Genomic DNA, 26,279 nt, shown 5'->3' on the forward strand with positions numbered 1-26,279 from the left:
ATACACGCAAAGACGGATGCCGGCGTTTTCATGCGAATCCGGCATAGTACGGTGCCGGCATGGACCTGGTGGCCGCCTGCGCGGCATTCGTCGCCGTCAGCGAGCGCGGCAGCTTCACCCAGGGCGCGGCCGCCATCGGCATCCCCCAGCCGGTCGCGAGCCGCCGGGTCGCCGCGCTCGAGGAGCACCTGGGCGGCGTGGTCTTCGACCGCACGACCCGCCGCGCAGCGCTGACCGACTTCGGCCGCGCGATGCTCCCCGCCGCGCGCCGCATGCTCGACGCCGCCGACGACCTGCGGGCCGGGGCCGCCCGGGCCGGCTCCGCGCCGGTCGGCTTGGCACTGCCCGTCGACCTCCCGCTCGCGGCACTGGTCGACCTCGTCGCCGACGCCCGCGACGCCGGGGTCGCGCTCATCATCGACCACGCCGAGCCGGACCGCCGCCGCGAGCTGGTCCGCGACCGCACCGTCCGGGCCGCCGTCCTGCCGGTGCCGCAGCCGGAGGCCCGGTGGACGGTGCCGCTCGGGCTGGCGACGCTGCGGCCGTCCGACGCCCGGCGGGTGTTCCTCGCCGAGTTCCGGCCGGGGCGCGACGCCGCGACGCCCGACCGCCGCATCTGGCTGCGGCCCGAGGACGACGTGCCGCACGTGGGCGACGCACTCGGCCGGCTGGCCGTCGCCGGCGGACTGCGTCCGTCGCAGCTGCGAGTGTCGTCGCTGGCCGGCGCCGTGGCCGAGGTCATCCGCACCGACGACGCGCTGCTGTGCACGCCGCGCGAGGCGACTGCCGCCGGGCTCACCTGGCGGCCGCTCGGCGACGCGCCGCTGATGCGCGGGTACGCCGTCGCCGCCGCGTCGGTCCTCGACGCCGACCGGACGACGGCGGCGCTCGGGCCGCTACTGGCCCGCTGCCTCGGGGCGGAGCCGTCGTGACGTCCCTGCGCGAGTGGCGTGAGCGCCTCGACGACGCCGGCCTGGCCGGTTCGTTCCTCGTCCGCGACCTCGACGACGGCACCGAGCTGGCCCTCGACGCCGACGTCGAGCTGCCGATCGCGTCGCTGGTCAAGCTGCCGCTGGCGCTCGCGACACTGGACCGCGTCAGGCGCGGTGAGCTGGACGGCGCGGCACCGGTCGAGGTCGCGCCGGGCCGCGTCGAGACGCCAGGGCCGACCGGCATCACCCGGTTCCAGCACCCGGCCCGCGTCGCGGTCGCCGACCTCGTCTACCTGAGCACGTCGCTGAGCGACAGCGCCGCCACCGACGCGCTGTTCGACCTCACCCCGCCGCCGCAGGTGGCGGCGGTACTGCGGGACCTGGGCATCGACGGGTTCACGTTGCGGCACCGGATGGACGTGCTGATGGCGACGCCGGCCGAGGCGCTGGACGGCGGGCTGCGTCACGACCTCGCCATCGGCACGACCGGACCTGGTGGTGCCAGCCCGATCGCCGAGTTGGACGTCGCGCGTGCCAACACCGCTTCGGCTCGGTCGCTGGCCGGGCTGCTCGCGGCCGTCTGGGCCGGTGACGCGATCGACGCCGGCGTGACCGCGCGGCTGCGGCAGCTGCTGGCCGCGAACGTGCACCGCAACCGGCTCGCGCCGGAGTTCGTCAGCGACGCCTCGACGTGGTCGTCGAAGACCGGCACGCTGCTCAACCTGCGGCACGAGGCCGGCGTCGTCGAGCACGCCGACGGCGGCCGGTTCGCCGTCGTCGCGCTGACCAGGTCGCGGGTCGCGGCGGCCGCCCAGCCGGCCGCGGAGATCGCGATGGGGCGGGTCGCCCGCGGCCTGCACGACGAGCTGCGCGGTCGCTGAGCCCGCAGCGTCAGGTCCAGGTCAGGCTCGACCGCGCCGCCCAGTAGGCCGCCGGCTCCTCGGCGACGTCCGGCAGCTCACCCGAGTAGGCGCGAGCGGTGAGGTTGCTGTGCAGCTGGCCGACGGTGCTGAGGCCGCTCAGCACGACGTCGGCGAACGGCTGCGCCAGGACGGCGCCCAGTGCCAGCGCGTCGGGTGCGACCCCGGCCGCGTCGGCAGCGCCCCGGAACGCGGCGACGTCGCCGCGAGCGGTGAGCCGCCCGTTGGCGACCGCCTCCTTGACGACGACGAACCAACCGGCGTCGTGGACCCGGGCCAGCGCCGGACCGGCGGACGGCTCCAGCACGTTCCACGTCGCCTGGACCGCGCGGAACGGTGCCCGGCCGGCCGCCGTCAGCGCCAGCGCGCGGTCGATGACGGCGCCCTGGTCCGGGCCGCTGGCCGAGAACCCGACGGTCACGCCGCCGGCCGCGAGCGCCGCCAGCCGGTCCAGCAGCCCAGCGTCGTCGAGGGCCGGGCTGTCACGCGTCAGGCTGTGCACCAGGTACACGTCGGGCGGCCCGCCCAGCGCCTCGAGCGTCTCGTGCCACTGCCGCTCGAACGTGGCTGCCGAATGGTCCTTGACCTCGTGTACCTCGGCATCGACGCGCCAGTCCGCGGTGTAGGTGTAGCCCCATTTCGAGCCGACGGTCACGGCGTCGCGCCGCCCGGGATGCGCCGCCAGCCACTCGCCGAGGAACCGTTCCGCCAGCCCGTACGACCGTGCAACGTCGAGGTACCGCATCCCGGCAGTCCACGCCGCGTCGAGGACGGTGTGCGTGCGCACCCGCAGGTCGTCCACCGTCGCGCCGTCGCGGAAGTCGTCGCCGTGGCCGAGCGCGAGGTACCCGGGCCGGCCGAGCGCCGCCAGCCCCAGCCCGATGCCCCGCACCGCGGGCCGTTCCCCCTGCGTCGTCACCGGGCCAGCGTAACGACGCCGACCTCACGGCGGCGCCAGCGGCAGCGCCACCTCGATGCGGGTCCCGTCGCCGGCGGGGCTGCTCACCAGGATGGTGCCGCCCAGCGCCTCGACCCGGTCGTACAGGCCGGTCAGCCCGGTGCCGCCGGCCGCGGCGGCGCCACCGACGCCGTCGTCGCGGACCATCAGGCGCAGCTCGCCGTCGTGCTCCTCGACGACCAGCTCGGCGTGCGTCGCGTCGGCGTGCTTGACGGTGTTCGTCAGCGCCTCCGAGGCGACGTAGTACGCCGCGACCTCCACCGCGTCGCCGTAGCGGTGGTCGAGTCGGACGGTCAGGTCGACCGGGACCGGCGAGCGGCGGGCCAGTGTGCGCAGCGCCGGGCCGAGACCGCCCTCGGACAGGATCGCCGGGTGGATGCCGCGCGACAGCTCGCGCAGCTCGTCCAGCACCGTCGTGACGTCGGCGGCGAGGCGGCCGAGGTCCACGCTCAGGCCGGGCAGTTCCTCGGGCACCTCCGCCTGGACGTTGCGCAGCTCCAGCGCGAGCGAGACCAGCCGCTGCTGCGCGCCGTCGTGCAGGTCGCGCTCGACCCGGCGGCGGGTGGCGTCGGCCGCGGCGATGACCCGGGCCCGCGACGCGGCGAGCTGCGCCCGGCTCTCGGTGTTGGCGATGGCGGTGGCGACGACCTCGGTGAACGCGACCAGGCGCTCCTCGGTGTCGGGCGGCAACGGCCCGCTCCGTGCGGCCACGCCGATGCTGCCCCACAGCCGCGACTCGACCACGATCGGGCTGGCCACCGTCGACGTGATGTCCTCACCGTCTAGGCTGGGCGACGGGCGCGGCGGCTGGCCCGGCCCGGCGAAGTCCAGCCGCGCGGACCGGCCGGTCCGCAGCACCCGCTCGATGACCGACGGCGTCTCCGGATGCCACCGTGCGCCCGGCCGGCGCCGCTGAGTGTCGCGCCAGCCGTCCACCGCGAGATACGTCGCCGTCCCGTCGCTCTCGAATCGCAGCACCGAGGTGCAGTCCGCGCCCAGCAGCCCGCCCACGTGGTCGGCGACCGCCCGGAAGACGGGGCTCGGGTCGGCGCCGCCGCGCGCCGCCAGCGTCGCCACCCGGCGCAGCGCCGCCTGCTCGTCCGCATTGCGCCGCACCTCGGCGCGGGCCTCGGCGTTCGTGACGGCGATGGCGACGAGTTCGGTGAAGCGCAGGATCCGCGCCTCCGTGTCCGCGGGGAAGGGCTTCGTACGCCGCGACGACACGACGATGGCACCCCACAGGTGGCGGTCGACGATCACCGGGCAGCCGATCGACGAGCGGATGCCGAGTTCACGAGCCTCCGTGGCGAGCGCACCGTCCGACGACGTGTAGTCGGCGACGCGGATCGGGCCACCGGTGCGCAGCACGTCACGGGCGACGCTGATGCCGTCCAGCGTGAAGCGGGTGCCGATAGGCAGCCGCTGCGGCACCCGGCTCCAGCCGCCGATCACCACCGCCGCCGCGGCGCCGGGTTCGTACCGCTCCAGCCCGGCGATGTCCGCGTCGCAGATCAGCCCGACCTCGCGGGAGACGCCCTCGAACAACTCGGTCGCGGGCGCCTCCTGTGCCGCCAGCATCGCGACCCGCCGCAGGGCGGACGCCTCGTCGGCCAGCTCCCGCGACCGGCGCGCACCGCGGCGCAGCCCCGCGGCCAGCCGGTCCACCACCACCGCTGTCGCCACGAACACGGCGAAGGCCACCAAGGCCGGACCCTCGCTCTGGGGCGGCGCGATGACCAGCACGAACGTGGCCACGCTCAGCCCCGAAACCAGCGCCGCCGGGCCGGCGCCCCAGCGGATCGCCACCGGCAGGACCGCCAGCAGATACAGGACGAGCAGCCCGCGGGGCGGGAGGCTCAGGTGCAGGACCGCGACCAGGGCGGTCACCAGGCCCACCAGAGCGGCGCCGATGAGCGCCCCACCCACCCACCGCCGCAGCGGCGAGTCGGTCACCGGTCCTGATGCCTCACTGCTCCCCCGACGCCACCACATCTCGCACGGCCCTCGCCGACAGGTCGGCCTTCCAGACGAACCCGGCCGCCGGGCTGGCCGACACCAGCTCAGCGACGTCGTCTTCGCGCCGGGTCGAGATGAGCACCACCTGCGGGCGGGCGGACACCTCCACCGCGGCGATCAGGTGGACGAGGTCGAGGCCGCTCTCGGCGCCGAGCGCGATGTCGACCAGCACGACGTCCGGTCGGAGGGCGCCGATGAGTTCGAGGGCCTGTGTCGTCGTAGTCGCGGTCCCCACCACCTCGAGGCCGCCGCGCTCGAGACTGGAACGCGCCACGGCCAGGAATCGCTCGTTGTCATCAACGATGACACAGCGCCGCACCACGGCACCAGCATTGCACCAGAGCATCGGCCCGGCATTGCTGCTAACCGGAAAGCCGGCCACACCCGGACCCTGCCACCCCACCGCCGTCCCCGGCCGGTTGGACGGGGACGGCGGCGAGCGGGCCGGCGTGGGGGACGCCGGCCCGGGGCCAACCGGCGCGGGGGCTGCCGGCTGAAATCGTCGTGGCGCTAGGGGTCAGCGTTGGGGGGTCGGGCTTCCGGCCCGGCGCCACGACGTTGTGGGAGCGACCCGGACGTACGTGGGTCCCGGCGATCATCGCGGACCTCCTCGCACACTCGAACGGACGCTTCCAGCCAGGCTCGCCCCGGCCGGCCCTCCGGCGCATCGCGGCCAGCAGGTGTTCCGGGCTTCCAGCTAGCCGGTAGACGGGTCACCCGCTGGCCCTGACGACACCGCGGCCGTCCGGCGCGATGCTGGACGCAGGGGGTGGAAGGAGCCGACCATGCTGGCCTGCGACGAGGATCTGTCGACCCGCGACCTCGTGTCGATGCTCAACGTGCCGCTCGAAGCCATCCCGGCCGTCGTCCAGGAGGCCGGACGGCTGCTCGCGTCTCGGCTGCCCGTCCGGACCGCCGAGGACCTTACCGCTGCTCGAGAAACGTGAGTACCGCCAGCACCCGCCGGTGATCGTCGTCGGTCTCCGGCAGGTCGAGCTTGGTGAGGATGCTGCGCACGTGCTTCTCGATGGTGCCCTCGGTCACCCACAGCCGCCGGGCCACGCCGGCGTTCGAGCGTCCCTCCGCGACCAGTCCCAGCACCTGCCGCTCACGCCCCGTCAGCACCGCCAGCGGGTCGTGCCGGCGCTGCGCGCCGACCAGTTCCTGCACCAGTGCAGGGTCGACGACGGTCGCGCCCCGGGCCACCCGCTCGACCGTGTCGACGAACTCGGCCACGTCGGTCACCCGGCTCTTCAGCAGGTAGCCGGTGCCCGCACCGCCGGCCAGCAGCTGCATCGCGTGCTCGACCTCGACGTGCGCCGACAGCACCAGGATCGCGGTCGCCGGGTGGTCGCGCCGGATCGCGTGCGCCGCCTCCAGCCCTTCGGTCGCGTGTTCCGGCGGCATCCTGATGTCGACGATCACGAGACCGGGTTCCTGGCGGCGGACCAGGTCGAGCAGCTCGTCGGCGTCGCCCGCCTGCCCCACGACGTCGAACCCGGACCGTTCTAGCAGGCTGGCCAGGCCCTCGCGCAGGAGGACGTCGTCGTCGGCGATGACGATCCGTGTCCCGCTCATCCGGTCCACCACCTTGCCCCCCGCCCGCACGCGGGCACCCGGGTCCAGTCTGTCAGCGAACCGGCGGTCCGGAGCGGGCGAGTTCTGGGCCGGACATATCGCCGGCGTATCGAAAACCGGATACGTCCTGGCAACATCGCGCCGCCTTCACTGGGCGCGTGCCCCACCGCGAGCAAGCCCTGACCGTCGCGCCGATCAGCGCGGCCGAGCACCTGACCTTCGTCCGGCACCAGCGGTCGGTCAGCTTCCTGCAGACCCCGGCATGGGGCCGGGTCAAGACCGAGTGGCGCAGCGAGTCCCTCGGCTGGTACGACGACCGGGGCCTGGTCGGCGCCGGGCTGGTCCTGCACCGGCCGGTGCCGCGGCTGGAGCGCTTCACGCTGGCCTATCTGCCCCAGGGCCCGGTCATCGACTGGACCGGCGATCTCGGCGCGTGGCTCGACCCGCTGTCGGCGCATCTCCAGGCGCACGGCGCGTTCGCGATCAGGCTCGGCCCGCCGGTGCGGACGAACACCTGGAGCGCCGCCCAGGTCAAGGACGGCATCGCCGACGCCGGCAGCAAGCGGCTCACCGACCTGGCCACCCAGGCCGACCCGGTCGGCGCCGGCGTGACCAGCCGGCTCACCGACGCCGGCTGGCTGCCGCAGAGCCCGGAGGACGGCTTCGGTGCCGGGCAGCCGCAGTTCAGCTACGAGATCCCGCTGGCCGGCCGGACCGAGGACGACCTGCTCAGAGGGATGAACCAGCTCTGGCGGCGCAACCTCAAGAAGGCGGCCAAGGCGGGCGTCGAGGTCACGACCGGCGAGGACCTGAAGGCGTTCCACGACCTCTACGTCCACACCGCCGAGCGCGACCGCTTCACACCCCGGCCGCTGCGCTACTTCGAGACGATGTTCGCGGCGATGAGTGCCGAGGATCCGGACCGGATCAGGCTCTACCTGGCCCGCCACGAGGGAGCGCTGGTCGCCGCGAGCATCCTGGTCCGCGTCGGCACCCACACGTGGTACACCTACGGCGCCTCCTCCACCGAGAAGCGCGACGTACGCGGCTCCAACGCCTGCCAGTGGGCGATGATCCGCGACTCGCTGGCGGCCGGCTGCGACGTCTACGACCTGCGCGGCATCACGCCCACCGTCGACACCGCCGACCCGCACGTCGGGCTGATCCAGTTCAAGGTCGGCACCGGCGGCCAAGCGGTGAGGTACGCCGGCGAGTGGGACCTGCCGCTGCGGCCGATCGCCTACCGGGTCTTCGACCTCTACATGAGGCGGCGCGGGCGCCGGCGGGCACATGTTACCGGCCGGTAGCATATCGCCGGCGTATCGAAAACCGGATACGCGACGGCAACACCACGCTGCCTTGAATGGCAGCATGGTCATGGGGATCACCGTCTACGGCTGCGGGCCGGACGAGGCCGCCCTGTTCCGCGAGCTGGCGCCTCGTCTGGGCGTCAGGCCGACGCTCACCGAGGCGGCGGTGTCCGAGGCGACGATCGAGCTGGCCTTCGGCAACCGCTGCATCAGCGTGGGTCACAAGACACGTCTCACCGACCGCACCCTCCTGGCACTCAGCCGGGCGGGCGTCGCGTATGTCTCCACCCGAAGCATCGGCTACGACCACATCGACGTTGATTACGCGCGGCGCGTCGGCATCACGGTCGGCAACGTCGCCTATTCGCCGGACAGCGTCGCCGACTACACCCTGATGCTGATGCTGATGGCGGTGCGGCAGGCGAAGGCCGTCATCCGCCGCGTCGACGTCCACGACTACCGGCTGCATGACGTCCGCGGGCGAGAACTGCGCGACCTGACCGTCGGTGTCGTGGGAACGGGACGCATCGGCGCCGCGGTCATCGACCGGCTGCGTGGGTTCGGCTGCCGGGTGCTGGCGCATGACAGTCGCCCCACGACCACGGCCGGGTACGTCCCTCTCGACGAGTTGTTGCGGCACAGCGACATCGTCACGCTGCACACCCCGCTCACCGCGGACACCCACCATCTCCTGGATCGCCGCCGCATCGAGCGGCTGAAACCCGGCGCGTTCGTCGTCAACACCGGACGCGGCGCACTGCTCGACACCCAGGCCCTCGTCTCGGCGTTGGAGAGCGGCCGGCTGGGCGGTGCGGCGCTGGACGTCCTCGAAGGAGAGGACGGCATCTTCTACGCCGACTGCAGGGACCGGGTCATCGAGAGCAAGGCGCTGCTGCGGCTGCAGGAGCTGCCGAACGTGCTGGTGAGCCCACACACGGCGTACTACACGGATCACGCCCTGAGCGACACCGTCGAGAACTCCATCATCAATTGCCTGACATTCGAGAGCGAGCATCAGCATGGATAGGTTGAAGGTCGGAATCCTGTTCGGGGGCGCTTCCGAAGAGCACCCCATCTCCGTCAAGTCCGCGCGAGAGATCGCCGCACACCTCGACGCCGAGAAGTATGAGCCGTTCTACATCGGCATCACGAAGGACGGCGCCTGGCGGCTCTGCGACGGCCCCGACGCGGACTGGGAGAACGGCCACCACCGGCCGGCCGTGCTGTCGCCGGACCGCAGTGTCCACGGGCTGCTCGTGCTGGAGCAGGGACGGTACGAGACGATCGCGCTGGACGTGGTGCTGCCGGTGCTGCACGGCAAGCTCGGCGAGGACGGCGCGATGCAGGGCCTGCTGGAGCTCTCCGGCATCCCCTACGTGGGCTGCGACATCCAGAGCTCGGCCCTGTGCATGGACAAGTCCCTGGCGTACACCGTCGTTCGAAGCGCGGGAATCGCCACGCCGACCTTCTGGACCGTCACCGGGAACGAGCAGCTCGACCCCGACCGGCTCAGCTACCCCGTCTTCGTGAAGCCGGCCCGTTCGGGGTCGTCGTTCGGCGTCAGCAAGGTGTCCGGACCCGAGGACCTGCTCGGTGCGGTGGAGGTCGCGCGACAGTACGACTCGAAGGTGCTGATCGAGGAGGCCGTCGTCGGCAGCGAGGTCGGCTGCGCCATCCTGGGCAACGACCTGGACCTGATCGCGGGCGAGGTCGACCACATCGCGCTCTCGCACGGCTTCTTCCGCATCCATCAGGAGAGCACGCCCGAGAGCGGTTCCGACAACTCGACGCCCATCGTTCCCGCCGACATCCCGGCGCAGTCGCGCGCGCTCGTCCAGGAGACGGCGAAGGCCGTGTACCGCGCCCTGGGCTGCGGCGGACTGGCGCGGGTGGATCTCTTCCTCCTCGAGGACGGCAGGGTGGTCCTCAACGAGGTCAACACCTTCCCGGGCATGACGTCGTACAGCCGCTATCCGAGGATGATGGCGGCCGCGGGGGTGCCGCTCAACGAGGTGATCGACCAGCTGGTGTCGCTGACGTTGACCGGGAAAGCCCGATGAACGACGACCTCGTCTTCGTGGACGAGTTCGTCTCCGGAGTCCGCTGGGACGCCAAGTACGCCACCTGGGACAACTTCACCGGCCGACCGGTGGACGGATACCTGGCGAATCGGATCGTCGGCACGAGGGCCTTGTGTGCGGCGCTGGAACGAGCACGCGAGAAGGCCGCGCCGCTCGGCCTGGGCCTGCTGCTCTGGGACGGCTATCGCCCGCAACGCGCCGTGGCCGGCTTCCTGCGCTGGTCGAAGGAGCCGGAAGACGGCCGCACCAAGCCGCGGCACTATCCGAACCTCGACCGGACCGAGCTGTTCGAGCAGGGCTACGTGTCGGCCGAGTCGGGCCACAGCCGAGGCAGCACGGTCGACCTCACGCTCTATCACCTGGCGACCGGCGACCACGCTCCCATGGGCGGCGACCACGACCTGATGGATCCGGTCTCGCACCATGGGGCGACGGGAATCACGCCGGTCGAGGCGAGCAACCGCCGAACGCTTCGCGCCGTCATGGAGGCCTGCGGCTTCAGCGCCTACGAGCGCGAGTGGTGGCACTACACGCTGCGCGACGAGCCGTATCGCGACACCTACTTCGATGTTCCCATCACTTGACGGCGGGCAGTTCCACCGTCACGCGGAGCCCGCCGGCCGGGACGGCGGTGAGGGTGAGGGTCCCGTCGTGGGCCTCGGTGATGCCCTTGACGATGGCCAGGCCGAGGCCGGCGCCGACGTGGTCGGTGCGGACGCGTCCGCTGCCGCGCTGGAACGGCTCGACCAGCGTCGAGACCGAGTGCGGGTCGAGCTTCTTGCCGGTGTTCTCGACGGTGAGCACCACGGTCTTGGCGCGGACGCCGGTCGTGACCGTCACGCTGCCCTGATCGGGCAGGTTGTGGACGATCGCGTTGTGCACGAGGTTCGTCGTCAGCTGCAACAGCAGCGCGTGCGAGCCGACGGTGGGCGTCGGGTCGCCAGAGGTCTCGATGGTGAGGCCGCGTTTCTCCGCAAGCGGGAGCAGCGTCTCGGTGGCCCCCTCCGCGATGAGCGACAGGTCGACGAGCTCGCGGCTGAACGATCGCTGGTCGGCACGGCTGAGCATGAGCAACGCCTCGGTGAGGTCGATCGCCCTGGTGTTGACGGCGTGGAGGCGTTCGACGAGTTCGCCGGGGTCGCGGTGCGGATCGTTGCGGGCGACGTCGAGCAGCGTCTGCGTGACCGCCAGTGGGGTGCGCAGTTCATGGGAGGCGTTGGCGGCGAATCTCTGCTGTTCGGCGACATGTGACTCCAGCCGCGCCAGCATCTTGTCGAAGCTGTCGGCGAGCTCGCGGAACTCGTCGTTGCGGCCCTCCAGCCGGATGCGGTGCGACAGCGACCCGTGCGCGGCCATGCGGGTGGCGTCGGTGATGCGCGTCAGGGGCGCGAGCATGCGGCCGGCGAGGATCCAGCCGCCCACGAGGCCGAACACCAGCAGGAACGCCAGCGCCGCGATCGCCACTTGGGTGAAGGATCGCTGGGTGCCGGAGCGGCCCGGAGCGAACGCCCCGCCGATGCCCGATCTCGTGTCGTTGATGATCGCGGCGTTGGGGAAGTACCACATGAGGAACAGCCACAGGGCCAGCAGCATGGAACCTGCGAGCACGAGGAACCCGGCGTAGCTGAGGGTGAGCTTGAGGCGAACGCTCAAGCCGGGCGGCCTATCCACGGTCGCCTCCCTCGGGGCCGTCGTCTCGTTCGGTGTCGATGCGGTAGCCGACACCGGCCACGGTGGCGATGATCCAGGGTTCGCCGAGGCGTTTGCGCAGGGCCGAGACGGTGATGCGCACGGCGTTGGTGAACGGGTCGGCGTTCTCGTCCCACGCCCGCTCCAGCAGCTCCTCGGCGCTGATGACACCGCCCTCGGCGGCGACGAGCACTTCGAGCACGGCGAACTGCTTCCTGGTCAGCGCGACATAGCGGCCGTCGCGGAAGACCTCGCGACGGAACGGATCGAGCCGCAGGCCGGCGATCTCGCGCACCGGCGGCCGGTTGTGCGCACGCCTGCGGTCCAGTGCCCTGAGCCTGAGCACGAGCTCTCGCAGCGCGAACGGCTTGGTGAGGTAGTCGTCGGCGCCGAGCTCGAACCCGGAGGCCTTGTCGTCGAGACGGTCGGCCGCGGTGAGCATGAGGATCGGCATGCCGGTGCCGGAGGCGACGATGCGCTTGGCGATCTCGTCACCGCTGGGCCCGGGGATGTCGCGGTCGAGGACGGCGATGTCGTAGCCGTTGACGCTCAACAATTCCAGCGCGCTGTCACCGTCGCCGGCGATGTCGGCGGCGATCGCTTCCAGGCGCAGTCCGTCGCGGATGGCCTCGGCCATATAGGGCTCGTCCTCGACGATCAGCACACGCACGCTCTCGATGCTACGAGCCGGAACCTATCGTCTGCGTATCGAAAACCAGATACGTGCTGGCAACACCGCGTTTCATCGACTGGAGGCATGCCTCTCAGCCGACCAGCACGAACAGTCGGGCGCCGGCCCCGATCGACCGGCCTCGCCGCCCTCGTCGTCCTCAGCGCGGCGCTCACCGGGGTCCTCGCCTACCAGTCGTGGGCGGCCCCGTCCTCATCGGCCGTCTCGCCCGGCGACACCCGTCAGCGCCCGCGTGCTCTCGGCGAGGCCGACGGCGCCGTTCCGGACGGCCTGACGGTGTTCGCCGACCTCCCGGCGGTGGCCAACCTCGATCCCGAACTACTCGCCGCCCTGCGCCGAGCCGCCACCGACGCCGCGGCCGATGGCGTCGAGTTCTACGTCAACAGTGGCTGGCGGTCGCCGGAGTACCAGGAGCACCTGCTCCGGGAGGCGGTGGCGAAGTACGGTTCGGCCGCCGAGGCGGCCCGCTGGGTGGCCACCCCCGAGACGTCGCCGCACGTGCAGGGGAACGCGATCGACATCGGGCACGCCGCGGCCAAGGCGTGGCTGTCCGAGAACGGCGCGCGGTACGGGCTGTGCCAGATCTACCGCAACGAGCCCTGGCACTACGAGCTGCGCCCCGACGCCGTCGACCACGGCTGCCCGCCCATGTACGCCGACCCGACGCACGATCCGAGGATGCAGCGCTGACCTCGCGGCCTTCACCACCGCGAGTTGATCTTCTCGAACAGGACCGATCAGGTTCTCGCGCCGCGCCCGTCTGTACGTGTGAGATCGACTCACGGAAGGCTGACGCCATGCGGACACTGACCTTTGCCATGAATGTGACCCTGGACGGCTACATCGCCGCGCCCGGCGACGACCTCGGCTGGAGTGGGGGTGAGGGACCGGACTCGTCGTCGAGCGATGAGCTGTTCCAGTGGTGGTCCGACCGGGTGGGTGCGACGGGCCTGTCGCTGTATGGGCGCAAGCTGTGGGAGGCGATGAGCTCCCACTGGCCGACCGCCGACCAGCAGCCCGGCGCCACACCGGCGGAGATCGAGTTCGCCGGCCGCTGGCGGGACATGCCGAAGGTGGTGTTCTCCTCGACGATCGACAAGGTCGACTGGAACACCCGCCTGGTCACCGGCGACGCGGTCACCGAGATCACCCGGCTCAAGGCCGAGGACGGCGGCCCGATGGACATCGTCGGCGCGACGCTCGCCGCGGCGGCCATGCGGGCCGGGCTGATCGACGAGTACGTGCTGGTCACCTATCCGGTGCTGGTGGGTGGCGGCACGCCGTTCTTCACCGCGCTGAACAGCTGGGTGAACCTGACCCTGGTGGAGACGCGGACGTTCCCCGGCGGCGTGGTGCTGACCCGATACGCGACGAGGCGATGAGCGCGGGCTCAGGGCATGAACAAGCCCCGCCGGCAACGCCGGCGGGGCGGTGTGATCACAGTGTCGGGGGCAGGTCCAGCCATGGCTTGTCGGTGGCGTCGAATCCGGTGAGCTCGGCGATCTTCCCGTCGACGATGTGCAGGACCGCGACGGCGAACAGCCGGTACTCCGGGTCGTCGGGGGTGCGCAGGTACAGCGCGGCGGCCGGCATGTGGTTGACCGTCGTGGCGACACCGCGCCAGTCGTCGTGGCCGGGCTGGAAGAGCCCACCGGAGACCCAGCCGTCCACCGCGTCCTCGGCCGTCATGGTCATGGTGCCCTGCTCGGGCAGCATCGCGAAGCGCAGATCGTCGCGCAGCAGGGACATCAGCCCGTCGAGGTCGTTGCGCTCATGGGCGTCGATGTACGACTTCACCACGCCGCGCTCGTCATCCGACAGCTCGTGCGTGGCGGGGCTGCGCCAGTCGAGGCGGCGGTCGGGCAGTTGCGCGCGCATCGTCACGCGCGCCCGCTGCAGTGCGCTGGTCACCGATGCGACGGTCAGCTCGAGGGCGTCGGCGGCCTTCGACGCCGGCCAGCCGAGGACGTCGCGCAGGATCAACACCGCCCGCTGCCGCGGCGGCAGGTGCTGGACGGCGACGATGAACGCCAGCTCGATCGTCTCCCGCGCCACCACCGACTCCTGCGGGTCCTCGGGAAGCATCCGGTCGGGGTACGGCTGCAGGTACAGCACCTCGGAGGCGGAGTCCGGCAGCTCGGACGGTATGGGGGTGCGGTTGTTGCGCTTCTCCAGGAAGTCCAGGCAGACGTTCGTCGCGATCCGGTAGAGCCAGGTCCGCAGCGCAGCGTGGCCCTTGAACGACTCCCGCTTGTTCCACGCTCGCAGGAACGTCTCCTGCGTCATGTCCTGGGCGTCCTCGTAGTTCGCGAGCATCCGGTAGCAGTGCACCTGCAGCTCACGCCGGTGGCGCTCCGTGATGAGCGCGAACCGTGCCGCATCGCCTGAGCGGACCGCCGCGATGAACGTGGCCTCGTCGGCGCCCAGCGGTCTAGCGTCGGTCATGGTCATCAATCCTTCCACCGGTGCAAGGGGGCAACCAGAACTGACGACGTGGCGGAGGATTTCTGATCGGTGCAGCCGCTGGCACCGGGCCGATCACCAGGAATAGGTGATCGACATCTCGCTGACCTGTGTCGGGGTGACAGTGTTCAGTCTCAGGACATCCCGGACACCTGTCTCACGACATCCCGGACACGCTGTCGCGGGTGATCCCGGACGCCGGCGGCGGCTGATGGTGTGCAGCGCATGTCAAAGGCCCGCCTGGTCATCACCGCCGTCGCCATCGAAGGCCGTCCCGTCGCCCAAGTCGCTGCCGAGTACGCCGTGGCCCGCTCCTGGGTGTATGAACTGCTGGCCCGCTACCGAGCCGAGGGCGAGGCCGCGTTCACCCCGCGTTCGCGACGCCCCAAGACCTCACCTGCCGCCACCCCGGCCGCCGTCGTCGAGCAGATCCTGACCCTGCGCAAGAAGCTGTCCGACGCCGGCCTCGACTCGGGCGCTGAGACCATCGCCTGGCATCTGGAACACCACCACGACGTGCGCCTGTCGCGCGCCACGATCCACCGCGTCCTGTCCCGCGAGGGAGCCGTGACACCCGAGCCGAAGAAGCGGCCCCGCAGCTCCTACATCCGCTTCGCCGCCGAACAGCCCAACGAGACCTGGCAATCCGACTTCACCCACTACCGCCTCACCAAACCCGACGGACGCCCCGGCGCCGACACCGAGATCATCACCTGGCTCGATGACCACGCACGCTTCGCCCTGCACGTCAGTGCCCACCCGACAACCACCGCGCCGATCGTCCACAAGACCTTCTGTCAGGCCGCTGAAAAGCACGGATACCCTGCCAGCACACTCACCGACAACGCCATGGTCTACACCGTGCGCCTGGCCGGGACCGGCCGTCAGGGCGGACGCACCGCGCTGGAAAAGGAACTGGCCCGACGCGGCATCACCCAGAAGAACGGCAAACCGCACCGACCCACGACCCAGGGCAAGGTCGAACGCTTCCAGCAGACCCTCAAGAAGTGGCTCACCACCCAGCCGACCCAGCCCACCAACATCGCCGACCTGCAGACCCTGATCGACGAGTTCGTCGACGAGTACAACCACCGGCGCCCGCACCGGTCCCTGCCGCACCGCGCCACCCCGGCCACCGCCTACGCCGCACGCCCCAAAGCCACCCCTGGCGGCGCCAGCACGACCCACGAGCGAATCCGCCACGACCGCGTCGACAAAGCCGGCGCCGTCACCCTGCGCAACGACGGCAAACTCCACCACATCGGAGTCGGACGAACCTACGCCGGAACCTACGTCCTGCTCCTGGTCCAAGACCTCGAGATCCGCATCATCGACGCCACCACCGGCGAACTCCTACGCGACCTCACCCTCGACCCCGACAAGGACTACCAGGGCACCGGACGCCCGCCCGGCCCGCAACCCAAGAAGCAGAAAACCGGACCTACGAAATCGTAGGTCCGGCCGTCCGGGATGTCCTGAGACATCACACTGGTCGGGGTGACAGGATTTGAACCTGCGACCTCTTCGTCCCGAACAAGGAAACCCGACGCTCGTGACCTTGCCGGACTCACATCTGCCGAGGTCACACCCTTGCCTGACCCAGGCTCACCACGCCTGGCCCACTCTGGCTATCAAGATCATCCCACAGATCTCCCATGATCTTGTCGCGGCTCTGCGCATCGACTGATCGGAGGTCTACCGCCGCTCCCCAGTCCCGCCGCCTTGCTCCGCCCCGACCGCGTCGGCGCTCCTCGAGGCCCAAGCCGACGGGATTCGAAGCCTCGCTACCGCCTTGCGAGCGCATCGTGGCCGCAGACATCTAACCCGGCTCTGACCTGCCGCAACACGCGTTAACGGCCGCAACTCTCGGGAACTTTGGACACGTATTTGCCACACGACAGTCGTACAGAGTCGGTCGTCATCGCATACGGTCGGACACCTGCACGGCATCAGCCAATGGCCGTGGAATAGGTCGAGCCCTGCCGGGGGCACGCAAAACATGGGCAACCGCTGGCAGCGGGCAGCTCGTGATGGTCGAGCGGTATCAGCTCTAGCTCCGGTGCGTAAGCATGATGTCGTAGGGGCCCCCGGTCCGCGACCGCCTCCGGGTCGGCCATCTGGAGCAGCCGCGCCGTTCGCGTGACTCTGTCGGGTCGTTCGTGGACTGTTGTCCTGGATCAGCTGACGGTGGTGAGGAACTGTGTGGCGGCGAGCTCGGCGTACAGCGGGTTGCCGGCGATGAGCTCCTCGTGGGTGCCGGCGGCGACGACGCGTCCGGCGTCCATAACGACGATCCGGTCGGCCATCGTCACGGTGGACAGCCGATGTGCGACGACCAGGACGGTGGTGGTCGTCGCGGCGTCGGCGATGGTGTCTCGTAGCGCGGCTTCGTTGACCGCGTCGAGCTGTGAGGTGGCCTCGTCCAGCAGGAGCAGCCGGGGACGGCGTAGCAGTGCCCGGGCGATCGCCACCCGCTGGCGCTCGCCACCGGACAGCTTCATGCCGCGGTGCCCGACGGCGGTGTCCAGGCCGTCGGGCAGGGCGGCGACCATGGCGTCGAGCCGGGCGGTCGCGACCACGCGGGTGAGCGCGTCATCGCCGGCTTGCGGGGCGCTGAAGAGCAGGTTCTCCCGCAGCGTCCCGGACAGCACCGGCGCGTCCTGTTCCACGTAGCCGATGGCGGCCCGCAGGTCGGCGAGTGGCCAGTCGCGCACGTCCGTCCTATCGACCAGGACCGCACCCGAGTCGGGTTCGTAGAACCGCTCGATCAGGGAGAACACCGTGGTCTTGCCGGCCCCGGACGGACCGACGAACGCCGTCATGCCGGCGGGTGAGATGGTGAACGTGACGCCGTGGTGCACCAGCGGCAGCTCCGGCCGGTACCGGAACCGTACCTGCTCGAACGCCACCATCGCCGGCTGCGCGCCAGACCCGAGGAGGCTGACCGGCTCACAGTGCGGCTCCACCGGCAGCATCTCGGCTTCGTGGATGCGGGCGATCGCGGCAGCGCCGACCTGGTACCGCGTCACCGCGCCGACCAGCTCCTGCACCGGCGGCATCAGGTAGAACACGTACAGCAGGAACGCCACCAGCGTTCCGACGTCGATCGCGCCTGACGCGGCGCGCGCGCCGCCGGCGGCGAGCACAGCGACGAACGAGGCCTGGACCGCTAGCCCGGCGGTGTTGCCGGCGACGGAGTTCCACGCCGCCGCCTGAACACCGGCCCGCCATGCCTCGGCGGCCGCATCGTCGACGCGCTGCCGCTCCCGATGCTCCGCCCCCGAGGCCTTGACGGTACGGAAGGCACCGAACATCCGCTCCAGCGCCGCGCCCATCACCCCGACCGACTCCTGCGCCCGCGTCGACGCCTGGTTGATCCGGGGCACCACCACGCCGATCACGACACCGGCTACCACCAGCACGGCCATGGTCACACCGAGCAGCACCGGATCCATGAGGAACATCAGCACGATCGTGGCGACGAAGGTCAGCGTCCCGGTGATCGACGACACCACTGTCTGGGTGGCGACGGCACGCAGCAACGTCGTGTCCGCAGTCACCCGCGACATCAGGTCACCGGGCTCGGCGCTCTCAACGGCGGACAGGCGCAGTCTGATCAGCCGAGCCACCAGCCCGCGGCGAGCCTCCAGCACCACCGACTCACCGGTGCGCTCCAGCACGTAGCTGCCCACCGCGCCGATGGCGGCGTTGGCCACCACGAGCACGATCATCAGCCCCAGCAGGCCGGCCACCGTCCGGTCCGCACCCAGCTCGCCGATCAGCTCACGCACCACCAGCGGCAACGCCAATCCGGTCCCCGCCGTCGCCAAGCTCAACACGCCACCGCACACCAACGCGAGCCAGTGACGACGCGCGTATCCGAGCATCACTCGCCAGGCCGGCACACGCCCCACCGAGTCCAAGCCGGCACTGTACGCCGCCGGAACCGCTCGGCTCATCACACCGACCTGCCCTTCACGCCGGGCTGTCGCGATCTACCAGCAGCAGCACGACGTCGCCGCACCGTCGCCGGCTCGGTCAAAGGGGTGGTCGGTGGCGGGCCGGGCAGGTCCGCGACGAGTCGATCGAGCTCGGCATAGGTGATCGCGGCAAAGACCCGCTCCAGCCGTTCCTCGTACTCGTCCGGCCGGAGCCGACCCTCGCTCATCGCCGCGCCGAGCCGATCCACTGTCGCGTCGCGGTCGGCATCGGCGGCGCGCAGCCGATGCTGCGCTGCTGCGTCTGTCATGATCAAGCCTCCCGGGTCGTCACGATTCACGTGTCCCTGCTCCTTTGGTCGCCGACGTGAACGTGCGTGCTGTCTCGGCCGGCAACCTCATTGGGGTCCTCGCGGCCCGGGTGTCGACGTGCGGACACAGCGATGTAGACCAGCGCGCCCAGCAGGAGCAGCAGCGAGACCCACCCGTTGATCCGCAGGCCCAGGAGTTCACGCGCCGGCCCGTCGACACTTCCACCGGTGTCGATCCGCAGTGTCTCCATCCAGGTGCGCCCACTGGTGTAGAGAACGACGTACAGGGCGAACACCCGGCCATGGCCCATGCGGAACCTTCGATCCGCCCAGATCAAGATCGCGAAGGCGGCTGCGGCCCATAGTGACTCGTACAGGAACGTCGGGTGGAACGTCTCGATGTCTGCGTAGCCTGCCGGCCGGTGGTCGGGGTCGATCTCCAGCGCCCACGGCACGCCGGTGGGGCGGCCGAACAACTCCTGGTTGAACCAGTTGCCCCACCGTCCGATCGCCTGGGCGAGGATGATGCCGGGCGCGACGGCGTCGGCCAGCGCCGGCATCGGGATGCCGTTGCGGCGAGCGGCGAGGTAGCCGCCGAGCACGCCGGCGCTGATCGCGCCCCAGATGCTGAGCCCGCCTTCCCAGATCCGCAGGGCGTCGGCGGGGTCGCGTCCCTGGCCGAAGTACCGATCCCAGTCGGTGAGCACGTGATAGGCGCGGGCGCCGACGATGCCGAACGGCACCGCCCACACCGCGACGTCGGCGACGACGCCGGGCCGTCCGCCGCGGGCGATCCAGCGGCGGTTTCCCACCCAGATCGCGATCAAGATGCCGGCCAGGATGGCCAGCGTGTAGGCGCGGACGGGGATCGGCCCGAGGTGCCACACGCCCTGGCTCGGGCTCGGGATCGACGCCGGCACCATCACACGTCCCGGTGAGCGAACAGGATGCCGGCTGCCGCAACGAGGACCGCCGCATAGGCGGCGAAGACCGCGGTAGCCGTCCCGGCGGAGAAGGTGTTCGCGCTCGGGGTGAACATCCCGTTCATGGCGAACGAGGGGAGGGTCTTGACCACGGTGTCCCAGGATGGCGGCAGCAGCAGGGCGAGGATCGGAACGACGAACATGACGGCGACGACGGCGCCGATGGCGCCGGCGGTGTGCCGGATCAGCAACCCGGCGGCGAGGCCGAACAACCCGGCACCCACGATCGCCAGGGTCGCCATCGCGACGCCGCGCCACGCGCCCGGGTCGCTGATCGGGACGTCGATCGACCGGTCGGCCAGGATCGGCCGGGCCATGAGGAAGGCCGCCGCCGCTTGGATGGCACCGGTCACCAGCGTCACGAGGCTGAAGCTGACGGCTTTGGCCGCCAGGACCCGCGTTCGGGAGGGGACCGCTGCGAGGGTGGCGCGGATGGTGCCGGTGCCGTACTCGGAGCTGGCGACCAGAACGCCGAGGATCATCACGGCGAGGATGCCGATGTGCAGGCCCTCGAACCACCACCCCTCCTCGACGGCCCAGGCCGCGGCCTCGTCGACGGATCCGTCGTAGGTGTCGATGACGAACGGGAGGAACCCGGCCCCGATCCCGACAGTCAGCGCTGCCGAAATCACCAGTGTCCAGAAGCTGGATCTCACCGTGCGGAACTTGGTCCACTCCGCGTGCACGGGTCGGCCGAGGTCACCGCGGGCGGGCGCAGAGCCGGTCGTGCTGATGAGGGCGCTCATCGGGCTCTCCCGTGGTACTCGGCAGTGGCTCGGGTCAGCTCAAGGAACGCATCCTCGAGCGAGTCGTGACCGGCGCGCAGCTGGGCAGGCGTCGTGTCAGCGACCAGCCGTCCGCGGCCGATGACGATCAGGTGGTCAGCGATCTTCTCCATCTCGCTCATCAGGTGGCTGGAGACCAGGACGGTGCGGCCGTCGTCGGCGAGCGTGCGCAGCAGCCGGCGGATCCAGACCATGCCTTCGGGATCGAGGCCGTTCATCGGCTCGTCGAGCATGACCGTGCCCGGGTCGCCCAGCAGCGCCGCAGCCACACCGAGGCGCTGGCGCATGCCAAGAGAGTAGGCGCCGACGCGCCGGCGGGCCACGTCGGAAAGGCCGACCTGGTCCAGGACCGCGAGCACCCGGCTTGGCCCGATGCCGTGGGTGTGGGCCAGCCAGAGCAGGTGGTGGAACGCGGTGCGTCCCGGATGCACGCTGCCGGCCTCGAGCAGCGCACCGAGCTCGCGCATGGGCCGACGGTAGGACCAGTACGGCCGTCCGCCGACCAGTGCGTGTCCGGCGTCGGGCCGGTCCAGGCCGAGGACGAGCCGCATGGTGGTGGACTTGCCGGCACCGTTGGGTCCGAGGAACCCGGTGATGACTCCAGGCTTCGCGGTGAACGTCAGGGAGTCGGCCGCCGTGGTCGGCCCGTATCGCTTGCTCAGTCCTCGTACTTCTATCACCAGTTGATCGTCGCCAGGCCGGTGCCGGCTGCGCATCGACCACCGGATGGATTCCTCGCCACCAGGTGGTTGATGGCGGTCACGACTTTTCATGGATTCGCCGGCTGTGGCGCACGGCCTACCCTGGTGGCATGGCGCGTGAACCGCAGCCGTGGGAGCAGTGGAAGACCGAGTGGCAGCACGCGTTCTTCGTCGTGGCGCTCGGCCTGGCCAGCCTGGGCGCGGTCACCAGCTCTACCGAGGGCGTCCCGGCCGCGGCGCGTCTGGGCTTCGCGGCCGGACTGGGGGCCTGGTACGGGTACTGGTTCGTGCTGCGACCAGACGCGAGCGTGGCTCATCTGCCGTACCTGCTCGGAGCTGCAGCGTTGTGGGCGGTGATGGCGGCGCTCGATCCCGCCCTGCTGTGGGTCGGCGCGGTGGCAGTCGTTCCTTACTGCATGCGCCATGCGTGGTGGGCAGCGGCCGGGTTCGTCGTCCTCGGCGGGGCCTGGCTCTGGCAGCGGTTCGCCACCGAGGGCGCGCTGGACTGGTCCACGGTGCTGGGCTGTGCACTCGGTGTCGTGGCCGTCGCCGCGATCTCCGGGTACATCGCCATGCTCGATCGCGAGGGACGCAGGCGGCAGGCGCTGCTCGAGGAACTGGCGGCCGCCCACGCCGAACTGGCCGCGGCCGAACGGCAGGCAGGCAGGCTGGCCGAACGGCAACGTCTGGCCCGCGACATCCACGACACCCTCACCCAGGGCTTCGCCAGCATCTCCATGCTCTTGGACGCGGCACTGGCCGATCTCCCGCCGGACGGGCCCGCGCAACGCCGCATCGACCAGGCGATCCGCACCGCCCGGGAGAACCTGGCCGAGAGCCGGCGCCTGGTCGAGGCGCTGCGCCCGGTGCACCTCGACGACGCCCGGCTACCCGACGCCGTCCGGCAGCTCACCTCCCGCCTGACCGACGAGACCGGCGTCGCCGCGGACACCGTCATCACTGGGACCCCGGTCGGCCTCGACCCCACGGTGGAGGCCACCATGCTGCGGGTGATCCAGGAGGCGCTGACCAACGCGCGGCGGCACGCTGCCGCCGACACGGTGACCGTGACGATCTCCTACCTCGATGACGTTGTCGTCGTCGACGTCCACGACGACGGCCTCGGCTTCAACACCAGCGCGCGGTCCCCCGGAGTCGGGCTGCCGGCCATGCGGGAGCGGGTGGACGGGGTCGGCGGAGCGCTGACCATCGAGAGCACGCCCGGCGACGGGACCACCGTCGCGGTCACCGTCCCGGCCACGGCCACGTCACGGGTCGACATGGTGCCCGACGGCGACTCCGTCGCCAACCACCGGTCGCCCGCGTCGCCATGACCACATCGATCCGAGTGCTGATCGTGGACGACCACCCGGTCGTCCGGGACGGGATCGCGGCCGTGCTCGGCACGCAACCCGACCTGCAGATCGCCGGCCTCGCAGGCACCGGCCAGGAAGCGTTGCGCCAGGTCGCGACCGTCATCCCGGACGTTGTGCTCATGGACCTGCAGCTGCCGGAGATGGACGGGGTACGGGCGACCGCGGCGATCAAGGCCGCACACCCCCAAGCGCACGTCCTCGTCCTCACCACATACGACACCGACTCCGACATCATCGCCGCCATCGACGCCGGAGCGGACGGCTACCTGCTCAAACAGGCCGGACGAGACGAGCTGTGCGCAGCAATCCGCACCGTCGCGAACGGCGGCTCGGCGCTGTCTCCCGACGTCGCCGCCAAGGTACTCAACCGGATGCGCGGAGCGTCAGACACCCGGCTCTCACCGCGCGAGATCGAAGTCCTCACCGCGGCCGCCCGCGGCCGCGGCAACAAGCAGATCGCCCGCGACCTGCACCTCAGTGAGGCCACCGTCAAGACCCACCTGCTGCACATCTACACCAAGCTCGGTGTCGCCGATCGCACCGCCGCCGTCACCACCGCACTGGCACGCGGCATCATCCGCCTCGCCTGATCACGATTTCGATATGCGTGAAGCCGGCCGCCCGCAGTCGGCCGTGGACCTCTTGAAGGAAGGGCAGCCAGCGACGCAGCACCCTCCGGCGGCCGGCGGGACTCCCATGTCCGGTGGTCATCGCGCGGTGGTCCGCCGATAGCTCAGGACCGCCGCCGGCACGGCGATGACGAGCAGGCCGGTGATCCAAGCAAGCGCCTGCCACACCGGTTCTGCGGTGGGTCCGCCCAGGGTGAGGGCGCGCAGGGCATCGACGGTGACGGTGACCGGGTTGACGTTGGCGAAGGCTTGCAGCCAGCCGGGCATGGTGTCGACCGGAACGAAGGTGGAGCTGGTGAATACAAGCGGGATGACCGCGAGCAGCCCGGCCAGGCCGGCCGACTCGGCGTCGCGCACGATCAGCCCGATGAGAGCGTTGATCCACGAGAACGTGACGCCGATCAGCAGCGCCAGCGCGATCGCGGCGGTCGCCGCGGCGGGGCCGGCATGGAAGCGGAACCCGATGGCGTAGCCGACACCGGTCATCAGCAGCAGCACGAACAGGTTGCGCACGGCGTCCGCGGCGGTGCGGCCGGCCAGCACTGCCGCGGAGTGCATGGGGAGTGCCCGGAACCGGTCGATCATCCCGGTGGCCAGGTCGTCGGCAATCGCCACACCGGTTTGCGAGGCTCCGAACGCGATCGCGAGCACGAAGATCCCCGGCAGCAGGTAGTCGACGTAGTTGTCCACCCCGGGCGGGTCGATGGCGCCACCGAAGGCGTAGGTGAACAGCAGCACGAACATGACCGGCTGCACGGTGGCGAACGCGATCAGCGTCGGCACCCTGACCAACCGCCGAAGGTTGCGTGTGGTGATCGTCGCCACGTTCACCACCAGCCAACCCGGCCCGCTGGTCGACACATCGACCCTGGAGGTCGCCGTCATGCCACCCTCCCTGCCTGGACGTCGTCCGGTTGTGATGTCCCAGCCCGTTGCCCGGTCAGCGCCAGGAACACGTCGTCCAACGACGGCCGCCGCAGCGCCAGATCGCTCACGGGCACGTCGGCGCCGGCGAGCCGGGCGGCCACGTCCAGCAGCACCCGCGGGCCGTCGTCCACGGGCAGCACCACGCCGCCGGTGTCGGTGTCTGTGACCGGCGGGCCGGACCCCAGACCCGCCACCGTGGCGATCAACGCGTCCAGGTCACCGCCCGGCGGGATCTGCAACTCCAGCCGGGCGCCACCCACCCGGTCCTTCAACTCCTGCGACGTGCCAGTGGCGAGCACTCTCCCGCCGTCCATCACCATGATCATGCCGGCTAGGCGGTCGGCCTCCTCAAGGTACTGAGTGGTCAACACGACCGTGGTGCCCTGCTCGGCCAAACCCGAAATCAGCTCCCACAGCCCCATCCGGCCACGCGGGTCCAGGCCGGTCGTCGGCTCGTCGAGGAACAGCACCGGGGGTTCGGCGACCAGGCTCGCTGCCACATCCAGCCGCCGGCGCATGCCACCGGAGTACCCGCCCGCGACCCGATCCGCGGCCTCGGCCAGGTCGAACCGGTCCAGCAGCTCGTCCACGCGGCGCCGCGTGCGAAGCCGGCCGAGCCCGGACAACCGGGCGATCATCCGCAGGTTCTCCCGCCCGGTCAAGTAGGCGTCGATCGCGGCGAACTGGCCGGACAACCCGATCAACCGCCGCACGTCGGCGGCACGGGACACCACATCCCACCCGGCCACCCGAGCCGTCCCGGCGTCCGGGCGCAGCAGTGTCGTGAGCAGCCGCACCATCGTGGTCTTGCCCGCCCCGTTCGGGCCGAGCAACCCCAGCACCATTCCGGCCGGAACGTGCAGATCCACGCCGGCCACGGCCTCGATCGGCCCGAACCGCTTCACCAGGCCCTCAGCCACAATCGCCGGCTCGTCCACGCCGCCACCACCTATAACAAGGATTGCTACCTATACACCTGAGCGTAGGATACCTACCTATGAGGTCGGATGCACAAGCACTCAAGGGACACCTCGACGTCCTGTTGCTCGCCACCCTGACCGACGGACCACGCCACGGCTACGCGATCAAGGAGGCGCTGCGCGAGGGCAGCGGCGGCCGGTTCGACCTGCCCACCGGCACCGTCTACCCGGCGCTGCACCGGCTCGAACAAGCCGGACTGATCGCCGGCGACTGGTCGACCGTGGATGGTCGGCGCCGGCGCAGCTACCACCTCACCGCCAAAGGTGAGCGCCGGCTCGCCCACGAGCGCACCAACTGGCGCGAGTTCGCCGACGCCGTCACCTCGTTGCTGGGACAGAGGCCATGGCCGGCCACGAGCAGCTGATCGACACCTACCTGGCCGAGCTGGCCCGCCGGCTACCACCCGGGATCGTCAACGAGCTCGCAGACGGCCTCGACGAGACACTCCAGCACCACCTGGCCCGCGGCCTGAGCCCGGACGAGGCCGCCACCGCGGCTACCGCCGAGTTCGGCGACCCGGCGCGCATTACCGCCGAGTTCGCCCGCCAGTCGCCGGGACACCGCACCGCGCTCGCGATGCTGGCCAGCGGCCCGATCTTCGCCGCACTCTGGGGCACCACGCTCATCACCAGCCATGCCTGGACGTGGACCATCCCCACCGCTGCGACCATCGTCTACGCGGCCATTCTGTTGGCCATCGTCACGCTCCTGGTCACCGTGGCCACCAGTCAGAACTACCTCACCACCCGGTTAGCGGCTCCAGCCTGCGCTGGCATGATCGTTCTCGACGTCACCATGATCACCCTGGTCGCGGTCATCGCACCATCGCTGACCTGGTCCGCCGCCCTCGCCGCGACAGCTAGCATCAGCCGCATCACGCTCGGTGCGCACCAGGTCCGCCGCATCCTCTGCAACTAGACGCCGTACGGAGGTCCGTCAACTGCCAGTCTTTGTTGACGCCTCAGTGCACTGTCGAATTCAGCGGACAAAAAGAGACATCAGCGGCGGCC

Annotated in this window: 28 protein-coding genes; 14 read left to right on the forward strand and 14 right to left on the reverse strand. The window is 70.9% G+C overall.

Annotation, left to right across the window (positions count from 1 at the left end; genetic code table 11):
* The first annotated feature begins 59 nt into the window (after positions 1 to 59).
* Entirely contained in the window at positions 60 to 932 is an 873-nt protein-coding gene (locus BLV05_RS35490; RefSeq protein WP_046766432.1) for a LysR family transcriptional regulator, read from the forward strand.
* Positions 929 to 1,813 carry a serine hydrolase gene (locus BLV05_RS35495; RefSeq protein ID WP_046766431.1) on the forward strand — a complete coding sequence of 295 codons (885 nt, stop codon included), beginning with the start codon at positions 929 to 931 and terminating at the stop codon, positions 1,811 to 1,813. Before BLV05_RS35490 ends, BLV05_RS35495 begins: the two co-directional genes overlap by 4 nt.
* A 10-nt stretch (positions 1,814 to 1,823) precedes the next feature.
* Here BLV05_RS35495 and BLV05_RS03620 read toward each other — a convergent pair whose 3' ends face one another.
* Genes BLV05_RS03620 through BLV05_RS03630 form a run of 3 tightly spaced genes read right to left on the reverse strand, consistent with a single transcriptional unit; the run spans position 1,824 to position 5,208 of the window.
* Positions 1,824 to 2,771: an aldo/keto reductase gene (locus BLV05_RS03620; protein ID WP_046766430.1), complete on the reverse strand. Its 948-nt coding sequence runs from the start codon at positions 2,769 to 2,771 to the stop codon at positions 1,824 to 1,826.
* A gap of 24 nt (positions 2,772 to 2,795) precedes the next feature.
* A complete protein-coding gene (locus BLV05_RS03625) occupies positions 2,796 to 4,763 on the reverse strand; it encodes a GAF domain-containing sensor histidine kinase (RefSeq protein WP_052762011.1) in 1,968 nt (655 codons plus the stop codon).
* A 13-nt stretch (positions 4,764 to 4,776) separates the two neighbouring features.
* Positions 4,777 to 5,208 (reverse strand): response regulator, encoded by a 432-nt coding sequence (locus BLV05_RS03630; protein ID WP_197683521.1) that lies wholly within the window; start codon positions 5,206 to 5,208, stop codon positions 4,777 to 4,779.
* A 403-nt stretch (positions 5,209 to 5,611) separates the two neighbouring features.
* On the opposite strand from BLV05_RS03630, the gene BLV05_RS35500 reads away from it, so the two are divergent.
* Positions 5,612 to 5,773 (forward strand): hypothetical protein, encoded by a 162-nt coding sequence (locus BLV05_RS35500; RefSeq protein WP_157524186.1) that lies wholly within the window; start codon positions 5,612 to 5,614, stop codon positions 5,771 to 5,773.
* Here the strand turns inward: BLV05_RS35500 and BLV05_RS03635 are convergent.
* Positions 5,751 to 6,404 (reverse strand): response regulator transcription factor, encoded by a 654-nt coding sequence (locus BLV05_RS03635; RefSeq protein ID WP_046766428.1) that lies wholly within the window; start codon positions 6,402 to 6,404, stop codon positions 5,751 to 5,753. The two genes, BLV05_RS35500 and BLV05_RS03635, sit on opposite strands and share 23 nt — an antisense overlap.
* 158 nt (positions 6,405 to 6,562) lie before the next feature.
* Here BLV05_RS03635 and BLV05_RS03640 point away from each other — a divergent pair, with 158 nt between their 5' ends.
* The 4 genes from BLV05_RS03640 to vanX all read left to right on the forward strand — a co-directional run bounded on the left by BLV05_RS03640 (position 6,563) and on the right by vanX (position 10,379).
* Positions 6,563 to 7,711 (forward strand): lipid II:glycine glycyltransferase FemX, encoded by a 1,149-nt coding sequence (locus tag BLV05_RS03640; protein WP_046766427.1) that lies wholly within the window; start codon positions 6,563 to 6,565, stop codon positions 7,709 to 7,711.
* 64 nt (positions 7,712 to 7,775) lie between these two features.
* A complete protein-coding gene (gene vanH / locus BLV05_RS03645; RefSeq protein ID WP_063932480.1) occupies positions 7,776 to 8,741 on the forward strand; it encodes a D-lactate dehydrogenase VanH in 966 nt (321 codons plus the stop codon).
* Positions 8,734 to 9,774, forward strand: coding sequence for a D-alanine--(R)-lactate ligase VanA-Sc (gene vanA-Sc, locus BLV05_RS03650; RefSeq protein WP_046766426.1), 1,041 nt, complete (start codon positions 8,734 to 8,736; stop codon positions 9,772 to 9,774). The genes vanH and vanA-Sc overlap by 8 nt, the downstream gene beginning before the upstream one ends.
* Positions 9,771 to 10,379 (forward strand): D-Ala-D-Ala dipeptidase VanX, encoded by a 609-nt coding sequence (gene vanX, locus BLV05_RS03655; protein WP_046766425.1) that lies wholly within the window; start codon positions 9,771 to 9,773, stop codon positions 10,377 to 10,379. The genes vanA-Sc and vanX overlap by 4 nt, the downstream gene beginning before the upstream one ends.
* On the opposite strand, the gene BLV05_RS03660 is transcribed toward vanX, so the two are convergent.
* Both BLV05_RS03660 and BLV05_RS03665 read right to left on the reverse strand, forming a co-directional pair.
* Positions 10,372 to 11,466 carry a sensor histidine kinase gene (locus BLV05_RS03660; protein WP_046766424.1) on the reverse strand — a complete coding sequence of 365 codons (1,095 nt, stop codon included), beginning with the start codon at positions 11,464 to 11,466 and terminating at the stop codon, positions 10,372 to 10,374. The genes vanX and BLV05_RS03660 overlap by 8 nt on opposite strands.
* A complete protein-coding gene (locus BLV05_RS03665) occupies positions 11,459 to 12,154 on the reverse strand; it encodes a response regulator transcription factor (protein WP_046766423.1) in 696 nt (231 codons plus the stop codon). Before BLV05_RS03665 ends, BLV05_RS03660 begins: the two co-directional genes overlap by 8 nt.
* Positions 12,155 to 12,241: 87 nt before the next feature.
* On the opposite strand from BLV05_RS03665, the gene BLV05_RS03670 reads away from it, so the two are divergent.
* Together BLV05_RS03670 and BLV05_RS03675 are read left to right on the forward strand one after the other, a co-directional pair.
* Complete coding sequence (locus BLV05_RS03670) at positions 12,242 to 12,865, forward strand: M15 family metallopeptidase (protein ID WP_046766422.1); 624 nt, start codon at positions 12,242 to 12,244, stop codon at positions 12,863 to 12,865.
* A gap of 107 nt (positions 12,866 to 12,972) precedes the next feature.
* Positions 12,973 to 13,557, forward strand: a complete 585-nt coding sequence (locus tag BLV05_RS03675) for a dihydrofolate reductase family protein (protein ID WP_046766421.1) — start codon at positions 12,973 to 12,975, stop codon at positions 13,555 to 13,557.
* A gap of 55 nt (positions 13,558 to 13,612) precedes the next feature.
* Here the strand turns inward: BLV05_RS03675 and BLV05_RS03680 are convergent, their stop codons facing one another.
* Positions 13,613 to 14,620, reverse strand: a complete 1,008-nt coding sequence (locus tag BLV05_RS03680; RefSeq protein WP_046766726.1) for an RNA polymerase subunit sigma-70 — start codon at positions 14,618 to 14,620, stop codon at positions 13,613 to 13,615.
* A gap of 243 nt (positions 14,621 to 14,863) precedes the next feature.
* Here BLV05_RS03680 and BLV05_RS03685 point away from each other — a divergent pair, with 243 nt between their 5' ends.
* The gene (locus BLV05_RS03685; protein ID WP_046766725.1) at positions 14,864 to 16,093 is read left to right on the forward strand and encodes an IS481 family transposase; all 1,230 of its coding nucleotides are present in this window, start codon (positions 14,864 to 14,866) and stop codon (positions 16,091 to 16,093) included.
* Positions 16,094 to 16,815: 722 nt separating this feature from the next.
* Here BLV05_RS03685 and BLV05_RS03690 read toward each other — a convergent pair.
* The 5 genes from BLV05_RS03690 to BLV05_RS03710 are packed head-to-tail and all read right to left on the reverse strand — an operon-like array spanning position 16,816 to position 21,335.
* Positions 16,816 to 18,597: an ABC transporter ATP-binding protein gene (locus BLV05_RS03690; RefSeq protein WP_046766420.1), complete on the reverse strand. Its 1,782-nt coding sequence runs from the start codon at positions 18,595 to 18,597 to the stop codon at positions 16,816 to 16,818.
* On the reverse strand, positions 18,597 to 18,917 hold the full coding sequence (locus BLV05_RS03695) for a DUF1707 SHOCT-like domain-containing protein (RefSeq protein ID WP_197683523.1): 321 nt from the start codon (positions 18,915 to 18,917) through the stop codon (positions 18,597 to 18,599). Before BLV05_RS03695 ends, BLV05_RS03690 begins: the two co-directional genes overlap by 1 nt.
* Positions 18,914 to 19,810, reverse strand: coding sequence for a prolipoprotein diacylglyceryl transferase (gene lgt, locus BLV05_RS03700; protein ID WP_063932479.1), 897 nt, complete (start codon positions 19,808 to 19,810; stop codon positions 18,914 to 18,916). The genes BLV05_RS03695 and lgt overlap by 4 nt, the downstream gene beginning before the upstream one ends.
* Positions 19,810 to 20,616: an ABC transporter permease gene (locus BLV05_RS03705; RefSeq protein ID WP_046766418.1), complete on the reverse strand. Its 807-nt coding sequence runs from the start codon at positions 20,614 to 20,616 to the stop codon at positions 19,810 to 19,812. The genes lgt and BLV05_RS03705 overlap by 1 nt, the downstream gene beginning before the upstream one ends.
* Positions 20,613 to 21,335: an ABC transporter ATP-binding protein gene (locus tag BLV05_RS03710; RefSeq protein ID WP_046766417.1), complete on the reverse strand. Its 723-nt coding sequence runs from the start codon at positions 21,333 to 21,335 to the stop codon at positions 20,613 to 20,615. The genes BLV05_RS03705 and BLV05_RS03710 overlap by 4 nt, the downstream gene beginning before the upstream one ends.
* 131 nt (positions 21,336 to 21,466) lie before the next feature.
* Between BLV05_RS03710 and BLV05_RS03715 the strand changes: the two genes are divergently transcribed.
* Together BLV05_RS03715 and BLV05_RS03720 are read left to right on the forward strand one after the other, a co-directional pair.
* Positions 21,467 to 22,690: a sensor histidine kinase gene (locus tag BLV05_RS03715; RefSeq protein WP_046766416.1), complete on the forward strand. Its 1,224-nt coding sequence runs from the start codon at positions 21,467 to 21,469 to the stop codon at positions 22,688 to 22,690.
* A complete protein-coding gene (locus BLV05_RS03720) occupies positions 22,687 to 23,322 on the forward strand; it encodes a response regulator transcription factor (protein ID WP_046766415.1) in 636 nt (211 codons plus the stop codon). Before BLV05_RS03715 ends, BLV05_RS03720 begins: the two co-directional genes overlap by 4 nt.
* A 117-nt stretch (positions 23,323 to 23,439) precedes the next feature.
* On the opposite strand, the gene BLV05_RS03725 is transcribed toward BLV05_RS03720, so the two are convergent.
* Positions 23,440 to 24,246 (reverse strand): ABC transporter permease, encoded by an 807-nt coding sequence (locus BLV05_RS03725; protein WP_052762010.1) that lies wholly within the window; start codon positions 24,244 to 24,246, stop codon positions 23,440 to 23,442.
* Positions 24,243 to 25,226 carry an ATP-binding cassette domain-containing protein gene (locus BLV05_RS03730; RefSeq protein ID WP_046766414.1) on the reverse strand — a complete coding sequence of 328 codons (984 nt, stop codon included), beginning with the start codon at positions 25,224 to 25,226 and terminating at the stop codon, positions 24,243 to 24,245. Before BLV05_RS03730 ends, BLV05_RS03725 begins: the two co-directional genes overlap by 4 nt.
* A gap of 59 nt (positions 25,227 to 25,285) precedes the next feature.
* Between BLV05_RS03730 and BLV05_RS03735 the strand changes: the two genes are divergently transcribed.
* Together BLV05_RS03735 and BLV05_RS03740 are read left to right on the forward strand one after the other, a co-directional pair.
* The gene (locus tag BLV05_RS03735; RefSeq protein ID WP_046766413.1) at positions 25,286 to 25,633 is read left to right on the forward strand and encodes a PadR family transcriptional regulator; all 348 of its coding nucleotides are present in this window, start codon (positions 25,286 to 25,288) and stop codon (positions 25,631 to 25,633) included.
* Positions 25,612 to 26,187, forward strand: coding sequence for a permease prefix domain 1-containing protein (locus BLV05_RS03740; RefSeq protein ID WP_046766412.1), 576 nt, complete (start codon positions 25,612 to 25,614; stop codon positions 26,185 to 26,187). Before BLV05_RS03735 ends, BLV05_RS03740 begins: the two co-directional genes overlap by 22 nt.
* The last annotated feature ends 92 nt before the right edge of the window (positions 26,188 to 26,279 follow it).

The sequence above is a fragment of the Jiangella alkaliphila genome (genome assembly GCF_900105925.1).
GTDB lineage: Bacteria > Actinomycetota > Actinomycetes > Jiangellales > Jiangellaceae > Jiangella > Jiangella alkaliphila.